Annotated in this window: 14 protein-coding genes; 12 read left to right on the forward strand and 2 right to left on the reverse strand. The window is 62.9% G+C overall.

Features of this window, described 5'->3' with window-relative positions:
- Nucleotides 1-25 precede the first annotated feature (25 nt).
- From KFO72_RS21785 to KFO72_RS21815, 7 genes are all read left to right on the forward strand, one after another.
- A complete protein-coding gene (locus KFO72_RS21785) occupies nucleotides 26-1,534 on the forward strand; it encodes an efflux transporter outer membrane subunit (protein ID WP_224100053.1) in 1,509 nt (502 codons plus the stop codon).
- Nucleotides 1,535-1,568: 34 nt separating this feature from the next.
- Entirely contained in the window at nucleotides 1,569-2,885 is a 1,317-nt protein-coding gene (locus KFO72_RS21790) for an HlyD family efflux transporter periplasmic adaptor subunit (protein ID WP_060604273.1), read from the forward strand.
- A 76-nt stretch (nucleotides 2,886-2,961) separates the two neighbouring features.
- Nucleotides 2,962-4,521, forward strand: a complete 1,560-nt coding sequence (locus KFO72_RS21795; RefSeq protein WP_224100051.1) for a DHA2 family efflux MFS transporter permease subunit — start codon at nucleotides 2,962-2,964, stop codon at nucleotides 4,519-4,521.
- Nucleotides 4,522-5,194: 673 nt separating this feature from the next.
- Entirely contained in the window at nucleotides 5,195-7,789 is a 2,595-nt protein-coding gene (gene mprF / locus KFO72_RS21800; protein WP_225033011.1) for a bifunctional lysylphosphatidylglycerol flippase/synthetase MprF, read from the forward strand.
- Nucleotides 7,786-9,063 carry a virulence factor family protein gene (locus KFO72_RS21805; RefSeq protein WP_225033012.1) on the forward strand — a complete coding sequence of 426 codons (1,278 nt, stop codon included), beginning with the start codon at nucleotides 7,786-7,788 and terminating at the stop codon, nucleotides 9,061-9,063. The genes mprF and KFO72_RS21805 overlap by 4 nt, the downstream gene beginning before the upstream one ends.
- A 669-nt stretch (nucleotides 9,064-9,732) precedes the next feature.
- Nucleotides 9,733-12,033 carry a xanthine dehydrogenase family protein molybdopterin-binding subunit gene (locus tag KFO72_RS21810; protein WP_225033013.1) on the forward strand — a complete coding sequence of 767 codons (2,301 nt, stop codon included), beginning with the start codon at nucleotides 9,733-9,735 and terminating at the stop codon, nucleotides 12,031-12,033.
- Nucleotides 12,027-12,488, forward strand: coding sequence for a (2Fe-2S)-binding protein (locus KFO72_RS21815; RefSeq protein WP_054933030.1), 462 nt, complete (start codon nucleotides 12,027-12,029; stop codon nucleotides 12,486-12,488). Before KFO72_RS21810 ends, KFO72_RS21815 begins: the two co-directional genes overlap by 7 nt.
- Before the next feature lie 29 nt (nucleotides 12,489-12,517).
- Here the strand turns inward: KFO72_RS21815 and KFO72_RS21820 are convergent, their stop codons facing one another.
- Nucleotides 12,518-12,874 carry a BON domain-containing protein gene (locus KFO72_RS21820; RefSeq protein WP_054933029.1) on the reverse strand — a complete coding sequence of 119 codons (357 nt, stop codon included), beginning with the start codon at nucleotides 12,872-12,874 and terminating at the stop codon, nucleotides 12,518-12,520.
- A 219-nt stretch (nucleotides 12,875-13,093) separates the two neighbouring features.
- Between KFO72_RS21820 and KFO72_RS21825 the strand changes: the two genes are divergently transcribed.
- A complete protein-coding gene (locus tag KFO72_RS21825) occupies nucleotides 13,094-14,266 on the forward strand; it encodes a 4-hydroxybenzoate 3-monooxygenase (RefSeq protein WP_225033014.1) in 1,173 nt (390 codons plus the stop codon).
- Between the two features lie 11 nt (nucleotides 14,267-14,277).
- On the opposite strand, the gene KFO72_RS21830 is transcribed toward KFO72_RS21825, so the two are convergent.
- Complete coding sequence (locus tag KFO72_RS21830; protein WP_054933027.1) at nucleotides 14,278-15,171, reverse strand: helix-turn-helix domain-containing protein; 894 nt, start codon at nucleotides 15,169-15,171, stop codon at nucleotides 14,278-14,280.
- Nucleotides 15,172-15,316: 145 nt separating this feature from the next.
- Here KFO72_RS21830 and KFO72_RS21835 point away from each other — a divergent pair, with 145 nt between their 5' ends.
- The 4 genes from KFO72_RS21835 to KFO72_RS21850 all read left to right on the forward strand — a co-directional run bounded on the left by KFO72_RS21835 (nucleotide 15,317) and on the right by KFO72_RS21850 (nucleotide 19,727).
- Nucleotides 15,317-16,147: an SDR family NAD(P)-dependent oxidoreductase gene (locus KFO72_RS21835; protein ID WP_225033015.1), complete on the forward strand. Its 831-nt coding sequence runs from the start codon at nucleotides 15,317-15,319 to the stop codon at nucleotides 16,145-16,147.
- A 33-nt stretch (nucleotides 16,148-16,180) separates the two neighbouring features.
- Nucleotides 16,181-17,938 carry an FAD-dependent oxidoreductase gene (locus KFO72_RS21840; RefSeq protein ID WP_225033016.1) on the forward strand — a complete coding sequence of 586 codons (1,758 nt, stop codon included), beginning with the start codon at nucleotides 16,181-16,183 and terminating at the stop codon, nucleotides 17,936-17,938.
- A gap of 11 nt (nucleotides 17,939-17,949) precedes the next feature.
- The gene (locus KFO72_RS21845; protein WP_062916067.1) at nucleotides 17,950-18,288 is read left to right on the forward strand and encodes an NIPSNAP family protein; all 339 of its coding nucleotides are present in this window, start codon (nucleotides 17,950-17,952) and stop codon (nucleotides 18,286-18,288) included.
- Between the two features lie 74 nt (nucleotides 18,289-18,362).
- Complete coding sequence (locus KFO72_RS21850) at nucleotides 18,363-19,727, forward strand: MFS transporter (RefSeq protein ID WP_225033017.1); 1,365 nt, start codon at nucleotides 18,363-18,365, stop codon at nucleotides 19,725-19,727.
- The last annotated feature ends 248 nt before the right edge of the window (nucleotides 19,728-19,975 follow it).

A 19,975-nucleotide genomic window follows, 5' to 3' on the forward strand; every position in this document is an offset into this window, starting at 1 on the left:
ACCCAATTATCTGATAGGTCAGACAATGAGTGATCAATTAAACGCCAGTTGGCGCATTTCGGGGGCACTGAAAGTCGGTGTCTCCGTGATGTTCGCGGCGGTGCTGTCGGCATGCGTGAACTATGCGGGTATTCATAGCGATGCGAAGACGGCCGAGCCGCAGCAGTATGCGACGCAGCAGAGCATTCCCGCCGGGCAAGGCCATTGGCCCGCCGCCGATTGGGCCGACCAGTTCGGCGACGCGCAACTGAAGGCGCTGATCGACGAAGCGCTGAAGAGCAGCCCGACGCTCGACCAGGCGCGTGCCCGCGTGGCGGCGGCCTCGGCGTATAGCGAAACGGCGAAGGCGAGCACGATGCCGCGCGTCGACGCCAGCTACTCGCTCACGCGCCAGCAGTATTCGGGCACGGCGCTGGTGCCGCCTCCGACGGGCGGTTCGTGGCAGACGGAGAACAAGGGCCTGTTGAGCGCTTCGTACGATCTCGACCTGTGGGGCAAGAACCGCGAAGCGTTGAAGTCGGCAATCTCGCAGTTGCAGGCGAGTCAGGCGGATGCGGAAGTCGTCAAACTGACGCTTACCACGTCGATTGCGCGCACCTATAACCAGCTAGCACGCCTTTACGTGTTGCGCGACATCGCGCAGCAGGAGATCGCGCAGCGCGAACAGATCGACCGCATTACGGCGGGCCGTATCGCGACGGGGCTCGACACGGAGGTCGAACGCAAGACGGCGCAGGCGAATCTGGCGACGAGCCGCGCCGCGCTGAAGGCGCTCGACGGACAGATTCTCACCACGCGCTACCAGATCGCCGCGCTGCTCGGTGCGGGTCCGGACCGTGGGCTGCAAATCGCGCGGCCGACGCTGGGTATCGGCGACGAGGTGAACCTGCCCGACAACCTGCCCGCCGATCTGGTCAGCCGTCGCCCGGACATCGTCGCTGCGCGCTGGCGCGTCGATGCGATGACGCATGACGTGAAGGAAGCGAAGGCCGAGTTCTATCCCGACATCAATCTGAGCGCCGCGATCGGGCTCGACGCATTCGGCTTCGGCCGCTTCCTGACGGCGGCGAGCCGCACGGCCTCGGCCGGTCCCGCGATCCATCTGCCCATCTTCGACGCGGGCGAACTGCGCGCGCAACTGAAGGGCCGTTACGCCGACTTCGATTATGCGGTCGCAACCTACAACCAGACGCTCGTGACCGCATTGAGCGAAGTCGCCACGCAACTCGCCGGCGTGCGCTCGACGGACGGCCAGCTCGTCGATGCGCAAGCGGCGCAGACCGCCGCGCGTCAGGCCGACCAGCTTGCGCTCGTGCAATACAAGGCGGGACTCACGAACCAGCTGACCGTACTGAATGCCGACGTCAACGCGCTCGCCGCCGATCAGTCCGTCGCGAACCTGCGCATGGATCGCCGCGACCAGCAGATCGCGCTCGCGTCGGCATTGGGCGGCGGTTTCGTCGACACGTCGAACGCCGGTCAGAACGCGCGCGTCGCCTCGGCCACAGAAACGTCTGCCGCCGCTGCGCACTGAGCGGCCTTTCATCGCATTGCCTGGAGAACTGAAAATGAGCGAAATCAACACCCCGGAGCGCGAAACGACGCAAGCGCCGGATGCAAAGCCCGGTGCGAAGTCCGCTGCGGCACCGGCCCAAGCTGTCGAAGCGAACGAACCCAACACGCGCAAGCGCAAGTTGCTGCTCTCGCTGCTGGGCGCGGCCGTCGTCGTGTCGGCTGCGGCTTACGGCGCGTACTACATGACCTACTCGCGCTACCACGAGACCACCGACGACGCATACGTCAGCGGCAACCTCGTGCAACTGACGCCGCAGGTGACGGGCACGGTGATTGCCGTCAACGCCGACGACACGCAAATCGTGAAGGCCGGCGACCCGGTCGTGACGCTCGACAACGCCGACGCGAAGATCGCGCTCGGCAACGCGGAAGCGGCGCTTGGACAGACCGTCCGTCAGGTGAGCAGCCTGTACGTGAACAACGATTTCTACGCGGCGAACGTCGCGCAGAAGCAATCGGACCTGGCGCGCGCGCAGGACGATCTGCGCCGCCGCCAGGCTGTCGCGGGCACGGGCGCGGTATCCGCCGAAGACATCGCACATGCACGCGACGCCGTGAACGCCGCGCAGGCCGCGCTCGACGCCGCGCGTCAGCAGGCGGAAGCGAACCGCGCGTTGACCGACCACACGACGATCGCCCAGCACCCCAACGTGCAGGCCGCGGCATCGAAGGTGCGCGACGCGTACCTCTCGTATGCGCGCAACACGCTGCCCGCGCCCGTCACCGGTTATGTCGCGAAGCGTTCCGTGCAGGTCGGACAGCGTGTGTCGCCGGGAACGCCGTTGATGGCCGTCGTGCCGCTCGACGGCGTTTGGGTCGACGCGAACTACAAGGAAAACCAGTTGCGCAACATGCGCATCGGCCAGCCCGTCACGCTGACGGCCGACGTGTACGGCGGCAAGGTCGAATATCACGGCCGCGTGGTCGGCTTTTCAGCGGGCACGGGCAGCGCATTCGCGACGCTGCCCGCGCAGAACGCAACGGGCAACTGGATCAAGGTCGTGCAGCGCCTGCCCGCGCGCATCCAGCTCGACCAGAAGGAACTGGAGGCGCATCCGCTGCGTATCGGCCTGTCGATGGACGTCGATGTCGACACGCACGACAACGCGGGTCCGCAACTCGGCGCGGCGATGAACACGACGTATCGCACGGATGTGTTCGCGCAATACGGCGCACAGGCCGATGCCGAGATCGACAGGATCATCGCGCAGAACATGGTGACGACGCGTGATGCGTCGCGGCCGCTCGCGAAGCGCGACGCAGGCGACAAGCCAGGCGACAAGCGCGCCACGGCGCAGCGCGCAGGCTAAGCCGCAACGGAGGACGCAAACACAAGGTGCGTCCTCGTTCGCTCAGATAATTGACAGGTCAGATAAAGAAAGCGCCATGAATCCCTCGACGCAAACCGCACCGGCCCCGTTCACAGGCGGCAAGCTGGTCCTCGCGACACTCGCCGTCGCGCTCGCGACGTTCATGAACGTGCTGGATTCGTCCATCGCGAACGTTGCGATTCCCACCATCTCGGGCAATCTCGGCGTCTCCGTCGACGAAGGCACCTGGGTGATCACGTTGTTCTCGGCGGCCAATGCGATCGCCATTCCGCTGACGGGCTGGCTCACGCAGCGCGTCGGTCAGATCAAGCTGTTCGTCATCTCGATCCTGCTGTTCGTGTTCTCGTCGTGGCTGTGCGGCATCGCGCCGAACCTGGTCGTGCTGCTGGCCGCGCGCATCTTGCAGGGTCTCGTGGCGGGGCCGTTGACGCCGCTTTCGCAGGCCATTCTGCTCGCTTCGTATCCGAAGGAGAAAAGCGCGACGGCACTTTCGCTGTGGGCGATGACGGCTACCGTCGGTCCGATTGCGGGCCCCGCGCTCGGCGGCTGGATCACCGACAGCTACAGCTGGTCGTGGATCTTCTATATCAACATTCCCGTCGGACTGTTCGCCGCCGGCGTGACGTGGATGCTCTATCGCGACCGCGAATCGCAGACGCGCAAATTGCCCATCGACAAGATCGGCCTGTTGTCGCTGGTCGTCTGGGTCGCATCGCTGCAGATCATGCTCGACAAGGGCAAGGATCTCGACTGGTTCAGCTCGCCCGTGATCTGCACGCTCACGGCTGTCGCGGCCGTAAGCTTTATCTTTTTCCTGATCTGGGAGTTTACGGAAAAAAACCCGATCGTCGATCTGCGGCTCTTCGCGGTGCAAAATTTCCGCGGCGGGACGATTGCGATTTCGGTGGCGTATGGCGTGTTCTTCGCGAACCTCGTGATTTTGCCGCAGTGGATTCAGGGCTATCTCGGCTATCGTTCGGTGGACGCGGGTCTCGTGACCGCACCGCTTGGCGTGTTCGCCGTACTGCTCGCGCCCGTGATGGCGAAGATCATGCCGAGGACCGATGCACGGCTGCTCGCGACGCTGGCGTTCCTCGGCTTTGCTGGCGTGTTCTTCATGCGCTCGCAATACACGACGGGCGTCGACCCGACCACCCTGGTCGTGCCGACGCTGCTGCAAGGCATTCCCATGGCGCTCTTTTTCACGCCGCTGACCGCGATCATCCTGTCGGGCCTGCCCGCCGAAAAGATTCCCGCCGCAGCGGGCCTGTCGAACTTCGTACGGATCTTCGCGGGCGGCGTGGGCACGTCGTTGATCTCGACGGGCTGGAACAACCGGACGATCCTGCATCACGCGCAACTCGCGGAACAGTCGAGCGTGAACAACCCCGCCTTCACGAACGCGCTCTCCAGCATTCACGCGACGCTCGGCGGCAGCATGGATCAGGCCCGAGCGTTTTTCGAGCAATCGCTCAATGCACAGGCGGCGATGCTCGGCTTGAACGACATCTTCTGGTTGTCGGCGATGATCTTCATCGTCATCATTCCGCTGATCTGGCTGACGAAGCCGCGCAAGGGCGGCGGCGGTGGCGCAGCGGCAGCGGGCGCGCACTGAGCGCACTCGCCGGGTAGAGAGGGCCCCGGCTCGCAGATGCAGCCGGGGCCTTTTTCGCTGACGTAGCCGCGCGTTCGAGTGCGTTGCGGCTGCGAGATGGCGGAGTAGCAACGTACACGTCATATCGAAGGCGGCCCGGGCGTCCCATATGAGGTGAAACAGCCGGTTTGCGCGGCTCGTCCGTTCGCCAACCGTAGGGCGGCGAAAGCAAGATGAATCTGCGAAAAAGCTAAACGCAAGGTCAAATCTGGTATCGTGCGTCCGGGCTCGACTAGCCGGAACGTGAGACGAATGCCGTCAGGGTTTGTACCAACCGGTACATTCGCCGCGAACGCGCCGGCAGTAAAGCGAGTGCCCATGCGGCCTGCGGCCGTGCGGCGCGGGGTCACGCTCGCGAGCCGCGCCGCGCTGGGTCCACAGGAAGATTCGACTCAATTACCGATCGATCATCGGCCACATCAGGATTTCTTAAGCGAAAACTGCAAATAATCGCCTCCGGGTTGCTCCCGGTGTCAACCTTTTGGATAAATTGCCGTTGTCCATTTGTAAAGAGTTGAAAAGGCGAGATCAGGACGGCGATAACGCCCGTCCGGCGCGCTCCGAAATCCAACCTCATTCGATGCAATAGCAACGAGACCATTGTTACTGCATCAGGCATTACCCGGGTTCATCCATGTCTGACCTTCCCCGTTCTTTTATTAGCCGCGCCGCCGCGCTGCTTCAGCGAGCGTGCGCCGTGGCCTGCAGCCGGCACGTGCTGTCGCCCGCGTTGTCGCTCGGTGTCTGCGTGCTGCTTCTGATCGTGCTGCAGCACCTGTCGCAGGCCGTCGATTACCGCTCGGTGATCCGCCATCTGCGGCATCTGACGGCGGGCGAATGGTCGGCTGCGCTCGGCGCGACGATTCTCAGCTATATCGCCCTCGTTGGACGCGATGCCGTCGGGCTGCGTTACATCGGCAAGGCCGTGCCGCGCGCGGCCCTGTGGATCGGCGCGACGGCGGGCTCGGCGCTCGGCAACGCGACCGGCTTCGGCGCGCTGACGGGCGGCGCGGTGCGCGCGCGCGTGTATGCCGTCGCCGACGTGACCCCGGCGCAAATCGGCCGCATGACGGTGTTCACGAGCGTTTCGCTCGCCCTGGCCCTCGTTCTGATGACCGCGCTCGGCATGCTGTGCGACGCGCGCACGCTCGCGCCGATGCTGCACAGCCCGACGGGCGCGCTCGCCTGGGGCGGCGCGGCGCTGCTGACCGTGCTCGGTCTGCTGACGCTCGCCTGCGGCAAGCAGACGCGCCAGATCCGCACGCGCTGGAGCTGGCTGTCGTTCGACGTGCCCGCGCGCCGCGATTTCATCGAACAGGTCCTGCTGGCCGTGCTCGACGTCGTCGCGGCCGGTCTCGCGCTGTGGGCGCTGCTGCCGCACGCGCAGGTGGGCTTCGTGTCGTTCATCACGATCTACGCGGCGGCGATGCTGCTGGGCCTGATCGGCCACACGCCGGGCGGCGTGGGCGTGTTCGAGGCGGCGATGGTGTTCGCGCTCGGCGGCAGCGTGCAGACGCATTCGATGGTCGCCGCGCTGCTCGCGTACCGCGCAATCTATTTCGGTTTGCCGCTGATCGTGTCGGCGGGCCTGCTGGCCGGTTTCGAAGGACGCGCGCTGAAGAAGCACCTGCCCTTGCATCACGCGGCCACCGTGTCGCAGCTCGCGCCGCTGTTCCTGAGTCTCGTGACCTTCGTGGTCGGCGGCATGCTGGTGATTTCGAGCGCGACACCCGCGTTCTGGCAACGCATCGCGATCCTGCGCGACTTCGTGCCGCTGTGGGTGCTCGAAAGCTCGCAGATGCTGTGCAGCGTGGTCGGCGTTGCATTGCTGTTCGTCGCGCGTGGCCTGTCGCGGCGTCTCGATGCCGCATGGTGGCTTACGCTGGGTCTCGCGGTCGTGAGTCTCGCGCTGTCGCTGACCAAGGGGCTCGCGTTCGTCGAAGCCGGCGTGCTGACGACGCTGATCGTGTTGCTGGTCGCGACGCGCTCGCGCTTCAATCGCCGCTCGTCGCTGTTCGCCGAGCCCTTTACGGCGGGCTGGCTGGTTTCGGTGGCGATGGTGCTGATGCTCGCGGTGTGGGTGATGCTGTTCGCGTTCCGCGACGTGCCCTACACCCGCGACCTGTGGTGGCAATTCGCATTCGACGAGCGCGCGCCCCGTGCCTTGCGCGCGACCCTCGCCGCGAGCCTGTTCGCCGCGACGTTCGCGTTCTGGCAATTGCTGCGTCCGGCTGCGGGCCGCTTCGTGAAGCCCGTGAAGCAGGATCTCGACGACGCCGCGCGCATCTTCCGCGCGCAGGAGCGCAGCGACGCGGGCCTCGCGCTGATGGGCGACAAGAGCTTTCTGTTCTCCGAGTCGCGCAAGGCGTTTCTCATGTACGCGAAGTACGGGCGCACGTGGGCCGCATTGCACGACCCCGTTGGTCCGCGTGCGGAATGGGCGGAGCTGATCAGCAAGTTCGTGGCGCTCGCGCACACGCACGGCGGCCGCGCGGCGTTCTATCAGGTGCGCGCGAACGCCTTGCCGCTCTATCTCGACGCCGGCCTCACGCTGATGAAGCTCGGCGAGGAAGCGCACGTCGTGCTCGACGAATTCGATCTGAAGGGCTCGCACCGCGCGCATTTGCGCTATGCGCTCAAGCGTGGCGAGCGCGATGGCTTTGCCGTCGAAGTGATCGAGCCGGCGCGCGTGCCCGAATCGATTGCGACGCTGCGCGAGATTTCCGATGGCTGGCTCGACAGCCGCGATGCGCGTGAGAAGAGCTTCTCGGTCGCCGCGTTCACGGAAGACTATCTCGCCGCGCAATCGGTGATGCTGGTGCGTCAGAACGGCGCGCCCGTTGCGTTCGTCACGTTCATGACGACGGACCTCAACACCGAGGCCACCGTCGGCGTGATGCGTCACGTGCCGCAGGCTTCGCCGTATGCGATGGAGTATCTGTTCACGCAACTCGCGCTGCATCTGAAGCACGCGGGGTTCCGCTCGCTCAGCCTCGGTATCGCGCCGTTCTCCGGCATGTCGCCGACGCCGCTCGCGTCGCGTTGGCACCGGCTCGCGAATATCGTGTGGCGCTTCGGCGGCCGCTTCTACAACTTCCGCGGACTGCGCGCTTTCAAGAGCAAATTCCAGCCTCAATGGGAGCCGCGCTATCTCGCTGCATCCGGTTCCGTCGGCGTGTTCTTCACGCTCGCGGACCTTTCGCTGCTGGCAGGGGGCCGGCGTTCATGATCATGCAAAAGTTTTACCGGCTCGCCGCACTGGCGAGCGTTTCGTTGTGCTCGCTCGCGGGCGTGGTGCCGGCGGCGCACGCTTATGAGACCGTATCCGGCGGCCGTTACGGCCAGGTCACGGTGACCAGGCCCACCGGCGACGTGCGCGGCTTTGTCGTGCTGTTCTCGCGCGAGAGCGGCTGGAACCCGGCGGACCAGCAGGCCGCCGACGCCCTCGCGAAAAACGGCGCGATGGTGGTCGGTGTCGATACCGCGAAGTACGCGGCGAATCTCGCAGCGAAGAAAGAAGCGTGTCATCAACTGGTGGGCGATGCCGAAGCCGTGAGCCATCAACTCGAACGGCAGGTGCAGTCGAGCCGCTATTTCATGCCGATCGTCGCGGGCTCGGGCCAGGGCGCGACGCTCGCGATGCAAGTGCTGAAGCAGGCGCCTGAAAACACGGTGGCGGGCGCCGTCTCCGTAGCCGCGCAGCGTGATCTCGACAAGCGTTTCAATCCGTGCGCGCCGGACCCGACCGTGACGCACGGCCCCGGTCTGCCGGGTTTTGCCGAAACGGACGCGAACGCTTCGGCGGGTACGCAGCGTATCGTCGAGCTGACGGCGCCGCATCTGCGCGTCGCCGCCATGAAGGAAGAGGACGTCTCGGACCTGCCGTTGATCGAACTGCCCGCCGCGCATCCGACGGGCATGATGGCAATCGTGATTTCCGGTGACGGCGGCTGGCGCGATCTCGACAAGACGATCGCCGAGGAACTGCAGAAAGACGGCGTGTCGGTGATCGGCTGGGACAGCCTGCGTTACTTCTGGTCGGAGCGTTCCCCGCAGCAGACGAGCAACGACCTTGCACGTGTGCTGAAAACCTATACGACGCGCTGGCATGCGGATCACGTCGCGCTGATCGGCTATTCGTTCGGTGCCGACGTGATGCCGTTCGCGTACAACCGCTTGCCCGATGCGGTGCGTGCGAAGGTTGCGCTGATTTCGCTGCTTGGCTTCGCGCCCTCGGCGGACTTCCAGATTCGCGTCACAGGCTGGCTCGGCATGCCAGCAAGCGACAAGGCGCTGCAGGTGAAGCCCGAGTTGACGCGCCTGCCGCCGAAGATCGTGCAGTGTTTCTACGGCGAGCATGAAGAAGACACGCTGTGCCCGACGCTCACGAAGACGGGTATTGAAGTTATCCGCACGTCCGGCGATCATCATTTCGGACACGACTATGCCGCGCTCGAAAAACACATTCTCGGCGCGTTGAAAAAGCAGGCTGGCGGAACCTGATGCTGGAAAGCAGTGCGGCGGCCGTGCATCAGCGATGCACAGTCGCCGCCCTTGCATTGAACCGCAGGCATGCCCGTGGTTCTGCGGAAAAGTAGCGGTCGCAATGACCGCGATGGCTGCGCGCAGTAACTGCGTGTCCTTAGTGGAAAATCAGATACAGGATCACAAGGACGATAAGCGGCACACCTAGCAACCAACCAATCAGATAAGGCATCTCTTTCTCCCTGTGCGACTGCCGAGACCACGAGGTCGTCGTGACACAGCGCTTGTGGCGATCATTAATGCAAGCGATATGCCACAGCGTTCGGATTGCAGCGCAGCATACCCGTTGGCGCACGCTAAAGCCTTGTCGCAGCACGCTTTAACGCCTCTTGACGGCATCCGCTTATTGCGGCTCCGCACGTGTCTTGCGCGCGCGTCGCGCCTGCCAGGAATGCGCGAATTGCCGCGTCTTCGCAAACTTTTCAGCCTCTCATTCCCACTCATTCAATGCGGCGAAAATCATAACGCGCACTAATATGAACTTTGACGGGATCGACTGACGCTTGTCGAACCGGCGAGCGCGAACTTGTGAAGCGGCGCGACGCCGGTATTCGGATGCGCAATTTCAGTCGAGCCGCGGCTGGTGCGTTTTACTGGTGTCCGTGCTGGATTCCTCTGAGAGATGCCATGCTGAAGCGTCGAACCTTCCTGCTGGGCGGCGTGGGCTTAGCCGGCGCGCTGGTGGTCGGATGGTCGGCGCTGCCGCCGCGCCAGCGGCTCGTCGGGTCGGAAGCGTTGCCCGTGCGTCCCGGCGAAGCGGCGCTCAATGGCTACGTGAAGATCGCCGCCGACAACACCATCACGGTCCTCATGTGCAGGACGGAGATGGGGCAGGGCGTGCATACCGGGCTGGCGATGCTCGTCGCGGAAGAACTGGACGCGAACTGGGCGGACATCCGCGTCGCCAATGCGCCGCTCGACCAGATCTATAACAATGTCGAAAGCGTGGTCGGCGACTTGCCGTTTCGTCCCGACGACGACAGCGTCGTCAAGGAACTCGCGGTGTGGCTCACGCGCAAGCTTGCACGCGATTTCGGTACCGTGATGACGGGCGGTTCGTCGACCATCAACGATCTCTGGCGGCCGATGCGTGAAGCAGGCGCGTGCGCGCGGACCATGTTGATCGCGGCGGCGGCCGAACGCTGGAGCGTGAAGGCCGCCGATTGCCGCATCGAAAAAGGCATCGTGGTGCACGACGCGGGACATCGCGCATCGTTCGGGCAACTCGCGATGGAGGCCGCGCGGCAGCCGCTGCCGCGCAATCCCGCGTTGAAAGATCCCGCCGCGTTTCGACTGATCGGCAAGCCGCTGACGCGCATCGAAGCCGCTTCGAAGCTGGACGGCAGCGCGATCTTCGGTATCGACGTCGTGCCGGACGGCCTGCTCTACGCGAGCATCAAGATGTGTCCCACGCCCGGCGGCACGGTGCGGGATTTCGACGGCGCGGCGGCAGCGGCGTTGCCCGGCGTGCGCAAGGTCCTGGCCGTCGATGCGTACAACGGCGGCACGGGCGGCGTGGCGGTGATCGCGGACAACCTCTTCATCGCGATGAACGCACTCGACATGCTGACGATTCACTGGAACGATGGACCGACCAGAGGACTGACCAATGCCGAGGTCGACAGGCGCCTCGTGCAGGCGCTCGACGAAGGCGAAGGCCACGCTTGGTATCGCCATGGCGACGTCGAAGATGCGCTGAACCGTGCCGCGCACACGTTGAAGGCAACGTATCGCGCGCCTTATCTTGCGCACGCGCCGCTGGAGCCCGTCAATTGCACGGCGCAAGTGAAAGACGGCAAGGCGACGGTGTGGGCGGCGACGCAGGTTCCCGCTGTCGCGCGCATGCATGTCGCGCGGCTGCTCGGCATCGGCACGGACGATGTCGATTTGCAGCAGCAGATGCCGGGCGGCGCGTTTGGACGCAGGCTCGAAGTCGACTTCATCGCCCAGTCGGTCGCGATTGCGCGCGAAGCGGGTGGGCGTCCCGTGCAAACGCTCTGGTCGCGTCAGGAGGACATGCAACACGACTTCTATCGCCCCGCGTGCCTGTCGCGCTTCAGGGCGGGACTCGATGCGCAGGGACAGCTGATTGCGTGGCATAACACGTCAGTGAGCCAGTCGGTCGTCGCGACGTGGCTGGCCCGCAACTATCGCATTCCCGATCTCGGCCTCAACCTCGACAAGACCGTTTCCGAAGGCGCATTCGATCAACCTTATGAAATGCCGAATGTGTGGATTGGCCAACGCGTTGTCGAGTTACCGATGCCCGTCGGCTTTTTTCGCTCTGTCGGGCATTCGCATCAGGCGTTCTTTATCGAAAGCTTTATCGACGAACTGGCGGCGTTGGGACGCAAAGACCCTGTTGCATTTCGCGCGAGCCTGCTGAGGCGGCATCCGCGTCATCTCGCCGTGCTGCAGAAAGTGGCCAGCATGTCCGGCTGGCGAGCGCCTGCCGTGTGGTCGGAAAAAGGCGTCAGGCATGCGCGCGGTGTCGCGCTTCATGAAGCATTCGGCAGCGTGGTGGGGCAGGTTGCGGATGTATCGCTCGAAGCGGACAACACGGTGAAGGTCGATCACGTGTATTGCGCGATCGATTGCGGCTTGCCGGTGAATCCGAACCTGATCCGTCAGCAGGTGGAAGGCGCGATCGTGTTCGGGCTTTCCGCTGCGTTCAAGGAAGCCATCACGCTTGCCGATGGCGCAGTCGTAGAGGGCCTGTATACCCAGTTCGACGTGGTGCGGATGGACGAGTGCCCCGACATATCCGTCGAGATCATGCCGTCGAAAAACCATCCGCAAGGCGTCGGGGAGTCTGCGGTGCCGCCTGTCGCGCCTTCCGTCGCGAATGCGCTATTTGCGTTGACGGGCACGCGCAGCTACGCATTGCCGCTGAACATGAAGCTGTACTCCGGGGGCGCAACATGCTGAAGCTGAACATCAATGGCAAGACCGTCGAGGTGCACTCCGATCCCGCGACACCGCTGCTCTGGGTCTTGCGCTGCGAACTGAAAATGACGGGGACGAAGTTCGGCTGCGGTGTCGGCGTATGCGGCGCGTGCACCGTGCACGTCGGCAACGAGGCGAAGACCTCGTGTCAGGAAAAGCTCTCGGATATCGGCACCAGCCGCATCACGACGATTGAAGGTCTGCAAGGGACGCAAGCGCGCGCGCTGAAGGAAGCGTGGACGCATGTCGATGTCGTGCAATGCGGCTACTGCCAGAGCGCGCAGTTGATGGCCGCAAGCGCTCTCATACGGCGCAATCCGACGCCGAGCCGGAAAGAAATAGACTGCGCGATGCACGGCATCATATGCCGCTGCGGCACCTATCCGCGCATCAGGCAGGCGATTCTCGAAGCGACGGGGCAAGGCAAACTAACGTGACGCTACCCCGTCCCGCATTGTCGCAACGGCTAGTTGTTCCCATGCGAGTACAGCGTCAGCTTGTTGCTGACCGACGTAACGCCAGCCACGCCTTTGGCCACTTCCGTCGCCTGCGGAATCTGCGATCCATCGGGGACGCTGCCCGATAACACCACCGCACCGCCGCGCGCTTTGACAAAGACGTTCGATACGTTGAAGCCCGGCGCCTTCGACAACGCCTTGCGCACATCGCGGCCAAGCTTCTTGTCCGCAGGTGTCGCTTTCTTCGACGGTGCTGAAGGCGTGGAGGCCATCGACATCGAATCGCTGGCTTGCGCGTACACGTTCGACGTCAGCGTGACGCAACCGACGACGGCGAGCAGCCTCAGGACGTTGCGGATCTTCATGGTTGCTTCTCCTTGTTTGCTTGTTGGACCGCTCAGTAAAGATAAGCCAACAATCCGCTTCCGCCAAAGCTGCGTTTGCGTTCTCAGGGAAAACCCGCATCCAGCTACTATCGCAAATAGAGATAACGCTTATTCACGCTATTGCGTTGCTCGATAGAGGCGCCGACGGCACACTTTGACCCACATCAAAGACACGCACCACGCATCTAGGAGACACACATGCGTACTCAAGTCGGCATTATCGGCGCCGGTCCTGCCGGACTGCTTCTTTCCCATCTTCTCCATCTGCAAGGTATCGATTCCGTCGTGCTCGAATCGCGCAGCCGCGAGCAGATCGAATCGACGATACGCGCTGGCGTGCTCGAACAGGGGACGATGGATCTGCTCACCGAAACCGGCGTGGGCGAGCGCATGAAAGCAGAAGGTGCGCTGCATCACGGTTTCGAGCTCGCTTTCGAAGGCAAGCGCCGCCGCATCGATCTCACCGACCTCACGGGCAAATCGATCACGGTGTATGCGCAGCACGAAGTCATCAAGGATCTCGTCGCGGCACGGGTGGCGGCGCAAGGCGCGCTGAAATTCGAAGTGTCGGACGTATCGCTGCACGGTACCGACGGCACGGCGCCGAGCATTCGCTATCGCCATCAAGGCGAGGCGCACGAACTGCAATGCGATTTCATCATTGGCTGCGACGGTTCACAGGGCATTTCGCGCAATGCGATTCCCGAGGCACTGCGCCGCGATTATCAGCGTGTGTATCCGTTTGGCTGGTTCGGTATTCTGGTCGAAGCACCGCCTTCATCGGACGAATTGATCTACGCACGCCATGAGCGCGGCTTTGCACTCGTCAGCACCCGTTCGCCGAATGTGCAGCGCATGTACTTCCAATGCGATCCGAAAGACACCGTCGACAACTGGTCCGATGATCGCATCTGGGCTGAGATGCATGCGCGCGTCGACTCCGACGAAGGCCACCAGGTGGTCGAAGGCAAGATCTTCCAGAAGAACATTGTGGGTATGCGCAGCTTCGTATCGACGACGATGCAGCATGGCCGCCTGTTCCTTGCGGGCGACGCCGCGCATATCGTGCCGCCGACGGGCGCGAAAGGCCTGAATCTGGCCGTCTCCGACGTGCGTATTCTGTCCGACGCATTGCGCGCCTTCTACAAGGAAGACCGCAACGACCTGCTCAATAGCTACAGCGAAACGGCGCTCAAGCGCATCTGGCGCGCAGAACATTTCTCGTACTGGATGACACGCATGATGCACCGTCTCGACGATGCCTCGCCGTTCGAACAGCAATTGCAGGTCGCGGAACTCGAGCACGTGACGACCTCGCGCAGCGCGGCGATTTCGATGGCCGAGAACTATGTCGGCGCGGTGCCGGTATAAGCGGCTTGCATTCAGTTCAATGACAGGTCAGTGTGCGCGGCGGCCTGAAATTCTTTCGGCGTCGCGCCTGTCTGCTTGCGAAAAAAGCGGCTGAAATACGCCGCGTCCTCGAAGCCGAGCGCGTGCGCGATCTGCTTGATCGTCAGGCCCGAATAGACGAGATCGCGCTGTGCTTCGCGTATCAGATGTTCATTCACGAGCGACATCGGCGAATGGCCGAGTTCGTCGCGGCAAATGCGGCTTAGCTGTGCCGTCGTAATGCCGAGCTTTTCCGCGTAGAACTCGACGGTTCGATGCTCGCGGAAATGCGCGGCAACCAGTTCGCGAAAGCGCTTGATCTGGCCGCTTCGACGGTCGGCGACGGCGTTCGTCGCGGGCATTGCGGCCGCGTCGCCCAACCTCGCGACTTGCACGAAAAGTGCAATCATCAACGACATGCCCGCCGCGATATGACCGCGTGCATTGCCGCGGTATTCCTGTTCGAGCAGCGTGAAGAGCGGCATCAATATGTCGTCGCCTGCTGACGCCTTCACGGGAATCACGGCGGCGCGCTGAAAGACGGGCAGCAGACCCGGCGACACCGCTTTCGAAATCGACTCCAGTGCGCGCTGCGCGGCCGTAATCACGAGCCCGTCGATCTCGGGCGAAAACACGAACGCATGCACGGTTTGCGCGGGCAAAACGACGATGCACGGCGGCGCGAGCACATGCTTCTCGCTTTCGATCACGACGTGCCCGCTGCCGCTCCGAATGTACAGAACCTGCAGCAACGCGTCATGCCGATGCGCTGCGATATGCCAGTCGTTGGGCCGGCTTCGCTCGGGAATCCACTCGAAATTGAACGCGTCGAACCACGGCGGCCGCGCGGATTCGCCGTACAAATCGTAGTTAGGGATTTTCCTCATGCTATTTCCTCTGCCGTGTACGGATTGTCCTGCGATGTGCGCTCTTTGTCCAATCTCGCGGGGCGGCGCGTCCCTATACTTTTCTCCATGAAACGAGCGGACTCTCTCGGGGTTCGTCGATAACGATCAGTACATGGAGATTGGGATGACTAAACAAAATGAATATGAATGGCTCGCTCTGAATGACAAGGTTTGTGTGGTCACGGGCGCGGCGGGCGGCATAGGCAGTGCAATTGCGAAAGTGCTTGGTGAGAGCGGCGCGCATCTCGCATTGCTGGACCGCGAGGCCGGAAAGTGTGAAGACCTCGCGCAGACACTCGGCGCGAACGGCATCGAAGCGTTTTCATTCGCCTGCGATATCGGCGATGCGAGAAGCGTCGAAGCGGCAGCCGCAAGCGTCGAAGCAAAGCTCGGGGCAGCCGATGTGCTCGTCAACAATGCCGGCCTGTTGCGGCCGGGCGGTATCGAAGACATTGCGCTCGATGCATGGAACGCAATGCTGCAGGTCAATCTCACCGGCTACATGCTGTGCTCGCAGGCATTCGGCCGCGCGATGCTGCGCAAGGGCGCGGGCAGCATCGTGCACGTTGCGTCGGTGGCTGCGCATCATCCGCAGACGTGGAGCGGTGCGTATAGCCCCGGCAAGGCGGCCGTCGCGATGCTGTCGAAGCAGATCGCGGCCGAGTGGGGACCGCGTGGCGTGCGCAGCAACGCGGTTTGTCCGGGGATGATCCGCACGCCGTTGTCGGCATCGTTCTACGAGCAAGGCGATGTCGAACAGCGGCGCAGCGCGATGACGGCAAGCCGCCGCATCGGCGAGCCCGTCGATATCGCAGACGTAGTGGCCTTTCTTGCGAGCCCGCGCGCGGGCTACGTGAACGGCACGGAACTCGTGGTCGACGGCGGGCTGGAATGCATGCTGATGGATCTGGTGCCGCGGCCCGGATTTGACGCAAAGGCCAATCCGGCGCGCTAGAGGCCAAAAGACATCTGGCAGGAGACAATCATCATGAATTCCAACACCCATTCGCCCGCGCCGTTGACGTGCGATGTACTCGTCATCGGTTCGGGCGCTGGCGGACTGTCGACGGCGATCACGGCGCGCAAGCACGGCCTCGATGTCGTCGTGATCGAAAAGGAAGCGTACTTTGGCGGCACGACGGCATTTTCGGGCGGCGTGCTGTGGATACCGGGCAACCGGCACGCGCGCGCCAACGGCGTGAGCGATACGCGCGAGGCTGCGAAGACGTACATGCGCAACGAAACAGGCGCGTTCTACGACGGAGCGGCCGTCGATGCATTCCTCGATACCGGCTCGCAGATGCTCGATTTCTTCGAGCGCGAAACGGAAGTCAAATTCGTCCCGACGCTTTATCCGGACTATCACCCGAATGTGGGAGGTGGAGTCGATATCGGCCGCTCGGTGGTTGCTGCGCCGTTCGACGCGCGCGGGCTTGGCGACGACATTGCGCGCCTGCGCCCTCCGTTAAAGACAATCACGTTCATCGGCATGATGTTCAATTCGTCGAATGCCGATCTCAAGCATTTCTTCAACGCGACGCGTTCCATCAAATCCGCCGCCTATGTGGCGAAGCGTCTGGCGAGCCATCTGAAGGATCTCGCGCTCTACCGGCGCGGCGTGCAGATCACGAGTGGCAATGCGCTTGCGGCGCGGCTCGCTAAAACAGCACTTTCGCTGGGCATTCCGATTCACACGAATACGGCCGCGCAGGAACTCATGGTTTCGGATAAGCGTGTGACGGGTGCAATCGTCAAAAGCCCGCAAGGTGAGATGCGTATTGCCGCGCGGCGTGGCGTCGTGCTTGCATGCGGCGGCTTCTCGCACGACGTCGCGCGCATTGCCCAAGCGTACCCGCATGTGAAGCGCGGCGGGGAGCATTGTTCGCCAGTGCCGAAAGGCAACACGGGCGATGGCGCGCGCATGGCAGAAAGCGTCGGCGCTCGGGTGCCCATACGTTATCCGCAGCCGGCTGCGTGGATGCCCGTCTCGCGCGTGCCGATGCGCGACGGCACGTTCGGTGTGTTTCCGCATCTTCTGGACCGCTACAAGCCGGGCATTATCGGCGTGACGCGCAAGGGCAAGCGCTTTACGAACGAAGCGAATTCTTATCACGACGTTGGCGCGGCGATGATCGAAGCATGTCGCGACGAAAAAGATACGGCGATGTGGCTGATCTGCGATCACGCGACGATTCGCAAGTACGGGCTCGGTTATGCAAAGCCGGCGCCTGTGCCATTGGGGCCGCTGTTGCGCAATGGCTATCTTGTCAAAGGGCGAACGCTTGCCGAACTCGCGCAACGCGCGGGCATCGACGCCGAGGCGCTAGAAGCCACCGTGCGTATCTACAACGAAGGCGCGACACGCGGCGAAGACCCGGAGTTCGGACGCGGGTCGACATCGTTCAATCGCTATCTCGCCGATCCCGAATGCAAGCCGAATCCATGCGTCGCGCCGATAGCCCGTGGCCCTTACTACGCGCTCAAGGTCGTGATGGGCGACCTGGGAACGTTCGACGGCATCACCACGGCTGTCACGGGGGAAGTGCTGGATGCGCGCGGCGCGGTGATCGACGGGTTGTATGCAGTCGGCAACGACCGAGCCAGCGTGATGGGCGGAAATTATCCAGGCGCGGGCATCACACTCGGCCCGATCATGACGTTCGGCTACATCACGGGGCGGCGCCTTGCGGGAATTTCCGATAACGCGACGAGCGCGCAACAGAGGCGGCAATCCGAAACGGTATAGAGGACAGAACCATGAGTAGCGGCAAACCTTTTATCGACCATCGCATCTACACGATCCGGCCACGCGGCATGGCGGAGTTCATCGAGGTATTCGATCGACTGGCGATGCCCATTCAATTGAAGTACCTCGGCGCGCCAGTCGGATTTTATATGAGCGATATTGGCGCGCTCAACCAGGTCGTGCATTTGTGGGGCTACGAGAGCATTGGCGATTACGACCAGCGCCGCACCGCACGCGACGCAGACCCCGAATGGCCCGCTTATTTGCAGGCATCGGCGCATCTGATCGTGGCGCAGGAGAGCAGGATTATCCGGCGCGTCGAATTCAGAACCCTTACCGCGTTGCGCTAACAGAAAAGAACAGAACAGGCAGCGACATCACAAACATGCGCGAGAAGCATCGGACGCATTCAAGGAGACACGCAATGCAGCAGCCCAAACACACCGTTGATGTGCAGGACTTTATCGACAGCCAACGCTTTTCGCCTTTTCAATGGACGATACTTGTCCTCTGTTTTCTGGTCGTCGCGGCCGATGGTTTCGACACGGCGGCGGTCGGCTTCATCGCGCCTTCGCTGGTGCAGGACTGGGGCGTTGCGCGCAGCGCGCTAGGCCCCGTGATGAGCGCGGCGCTTGTCGGCCTGGGCATAGGCGCATTGGGCGCGGGTCCGCTTGCCGATCGCATCGGACGCAAAACGGTGCTGGTTTTATCGGTGTTTTTCTTTGGCCTATGGAGTCTCGCTGCGGCACGCGCGGATTCGATTGAGTCGTTGACGGCGCTGCGTTTCATGACGGGGCTTGGACTCGGCGCTGCAATGCCCAATGCGGTGACCTTGATGTCCGAATATGCGCCGGCCCGCATTCGCGCCGTTGCCGTGAATGCGATGTTCTGCGGTTTTTCGTGTGGACTTGCGATTGGTGGTGTCGCGTCCGCGTGGCTCATCCCGCATTTCGGTTGGCATAGCGTGCTCGTTGCGGGTGGTGTTGGGCCGATCGTGTTGACGCTCGTGCTCATTATGCTGCTGCCTGAATCTGCGCAGTTCATGGTGACGAGAAGGCGCGGCGACGCGCGCATCGCAAAGGTTCTTTCGCGAATTGCAAAGGATGTGCGCTTCGGTGAATGCCGGTTCGTTACGGGCGAGCCAGTCGCGGAACATCGCGGGTCTGCATTGCGCGTGGTGCTCTCGTCTCGTTTTCGCTTTGGTACTTTGATGTTGTGGCTCGCGTATTTCATGGGGCTGTTGATTTATTACCTGCTGACTAACTGGCTGCCCACGCTGTTTAAGGAAACTGGGTTCTCGGGGCAAAATGCAGCGCTGATGACTTCGCTGTTTCCGCTTGGCGGTGTGCTTGGCAATCTGAGTGTCGGGTGGTTGATGGACAGGTTCAGGGCGAATCGTGTGATTGCGTGCACGTATGTCGTGGCGGCTATGCTTGTCATGCTCGTGGGGCGCGGTCTTGGGCATCAGGTGTGGCTCGGTCTGCTGATTTTTCTGACGGGTACGGTTGTTACGTCGGCTGTTACGTCGATGTCGGCGCTGGCTGCGAGCTTTTATCCGACTCAAGGGCGGGCTACTGGCGTTGCATGGATGCTAGGCGTGGGGCGTATCGGTGGTGTCGCGGGCGCGCTGGTTGGCGCTGCGTTGATGGGGCTGGGTTGGCAGTTTGGTTCGGTGTTTAGCTTGCTTGCGGTGCCCGCGATGATTGCTGCGGTGGGGGTTTTTGCAGTGGCGGCGCGTGTGCGTGAGTCGGGTGTTGGAGCGGCTGAGTTAACGCCAGCGGTGGAGTGACACAGTTTGGCGTAGTGTTTGTGGTTTTTCCTGGCTTTCGCGTACTGTTTTCGGTGGCGCGGCCGGTTTGGTTTTTTGCGGTTTGTGCTGGGGTCTGCGAATTGTTTTTTGCTTTCGCGGGCATCCGCGCATTGTTAGCGTGGTTTAGGCGTTGCCGGTCGGTGTTTCGGCCTTTTCGCTGGCATCCGCGATGCGTTATCTAGCTTCAGGCGTCGCCCCTGTGCGGGGCGGCACCTACTTTTCTTTGC

The organism is Paraburkholderia sp. XV (assembly GCF_020177535.1).
Taxonomy (GTDB): Bacteria; Pseudomonadota; Gammaproteobacteria; order Burkholderiales; family Burkholderiaceae; genus Paraburkholderia; species Paraburkholderia caribensis.

Bases quoted from the DNA above. Each gene is read 5' to 3' on its own strand.
- KFO72_RS21785 (WP_224100053.1), top strand. From the start codon at position 26: ATGAGTGATCAATTAAACGCCAGTTGGCGCATTTCGGGGGCACTGAAA.
- KFO72_RS21815 (WP_054933030.1), top strand. From the start codon at position 12,027: ATGCTGAAGCTGAACATCAATGGCAAGACCGTCGAGGTGCACTCCGAT.
- KFO72_RS21820 (WP_054933029.1), bottom strand. From the start codon at position 12,874: ATGAAGATCCGCAACGTCCTGAGGCTGCTCGCCGTCGTCGGTTGCGTC.
- KFO72_RS21845 (WP_062916067.1), top strand. From the start codon at position 17,950: ATGAGTAGCGGCAAACCTTTTATCGACCATCGCATCTACACGATCCGG.
- KFO72_RS21795 (WP_224100051.1), top strand. From the start codon at position 2,962: ATGAATCCCTCGACGCAAACCGCACCGGCCCCGTTCACAGGCGGCAAG.
- KFO72_RS21830 (WP_054933027.1), bottom strand. From the start codon at position 15,171: ATGAGGAAAATCCCTAACTACGATTTGTACGGCGAATCCGCGCGGCCG.
- KFO72_RS21835 (WP_225033015.1), top strand. From the start codon at position 15,317: ATGACTAAACAAAATGAATATGAATGGCTCGCTCTGAATGACAAGGTT.
- KFO72_RS21790 (WP_060604273.1), top strand. From the start codon at position 1,569: ATGAGCGAAATCAACACCCCGGAGCGCGAAACGACGCAAGCGCCGGAT.
- KFO72_RS21810 (WP_225033013.1), top strand. From the start codon at position 9,733: ATGCTGAAGCGTCGAACCTTCCTGCTGGGCGGCGTGGGCTTAGCCGGC.
- KFO72_RS21825 (WP_225033014.1), top strand. From the start codon at position 13,094: ATGCGTACTCAAGTCGGCATTATCGGCGCCGGTCCTGCCGGACTGCTT.
- KFO72_RS21850 (WP_225033017.1), top strand. From the start codon at position 18,363: ATGCAGCAGCCCAAACACACCGTTGATGTGCAGGACTTTATCGACAGC.
- mprF (WP_225033011.1), top strand. From the start codon at position 5,195: ATGTCTGACCTTCCCCGTTCTTTTATTAGCCGCGCCGCCGCGCTGCTT.
- KFO72_RS21840 (WP_225033016.1), top strand. From the start codon at position 16,181: ATGAATTCCAACACCCATTCGCCCGCGCCGTTGACGTGCGATGTACTC.
- KFO72_RS21805 (WP_225033012.1), top strand. From the start codon at position 7,786: ATGATCATGCAAAAGTTTTACCGGCTCGCCGCACTGGCGAGCGTTTCG.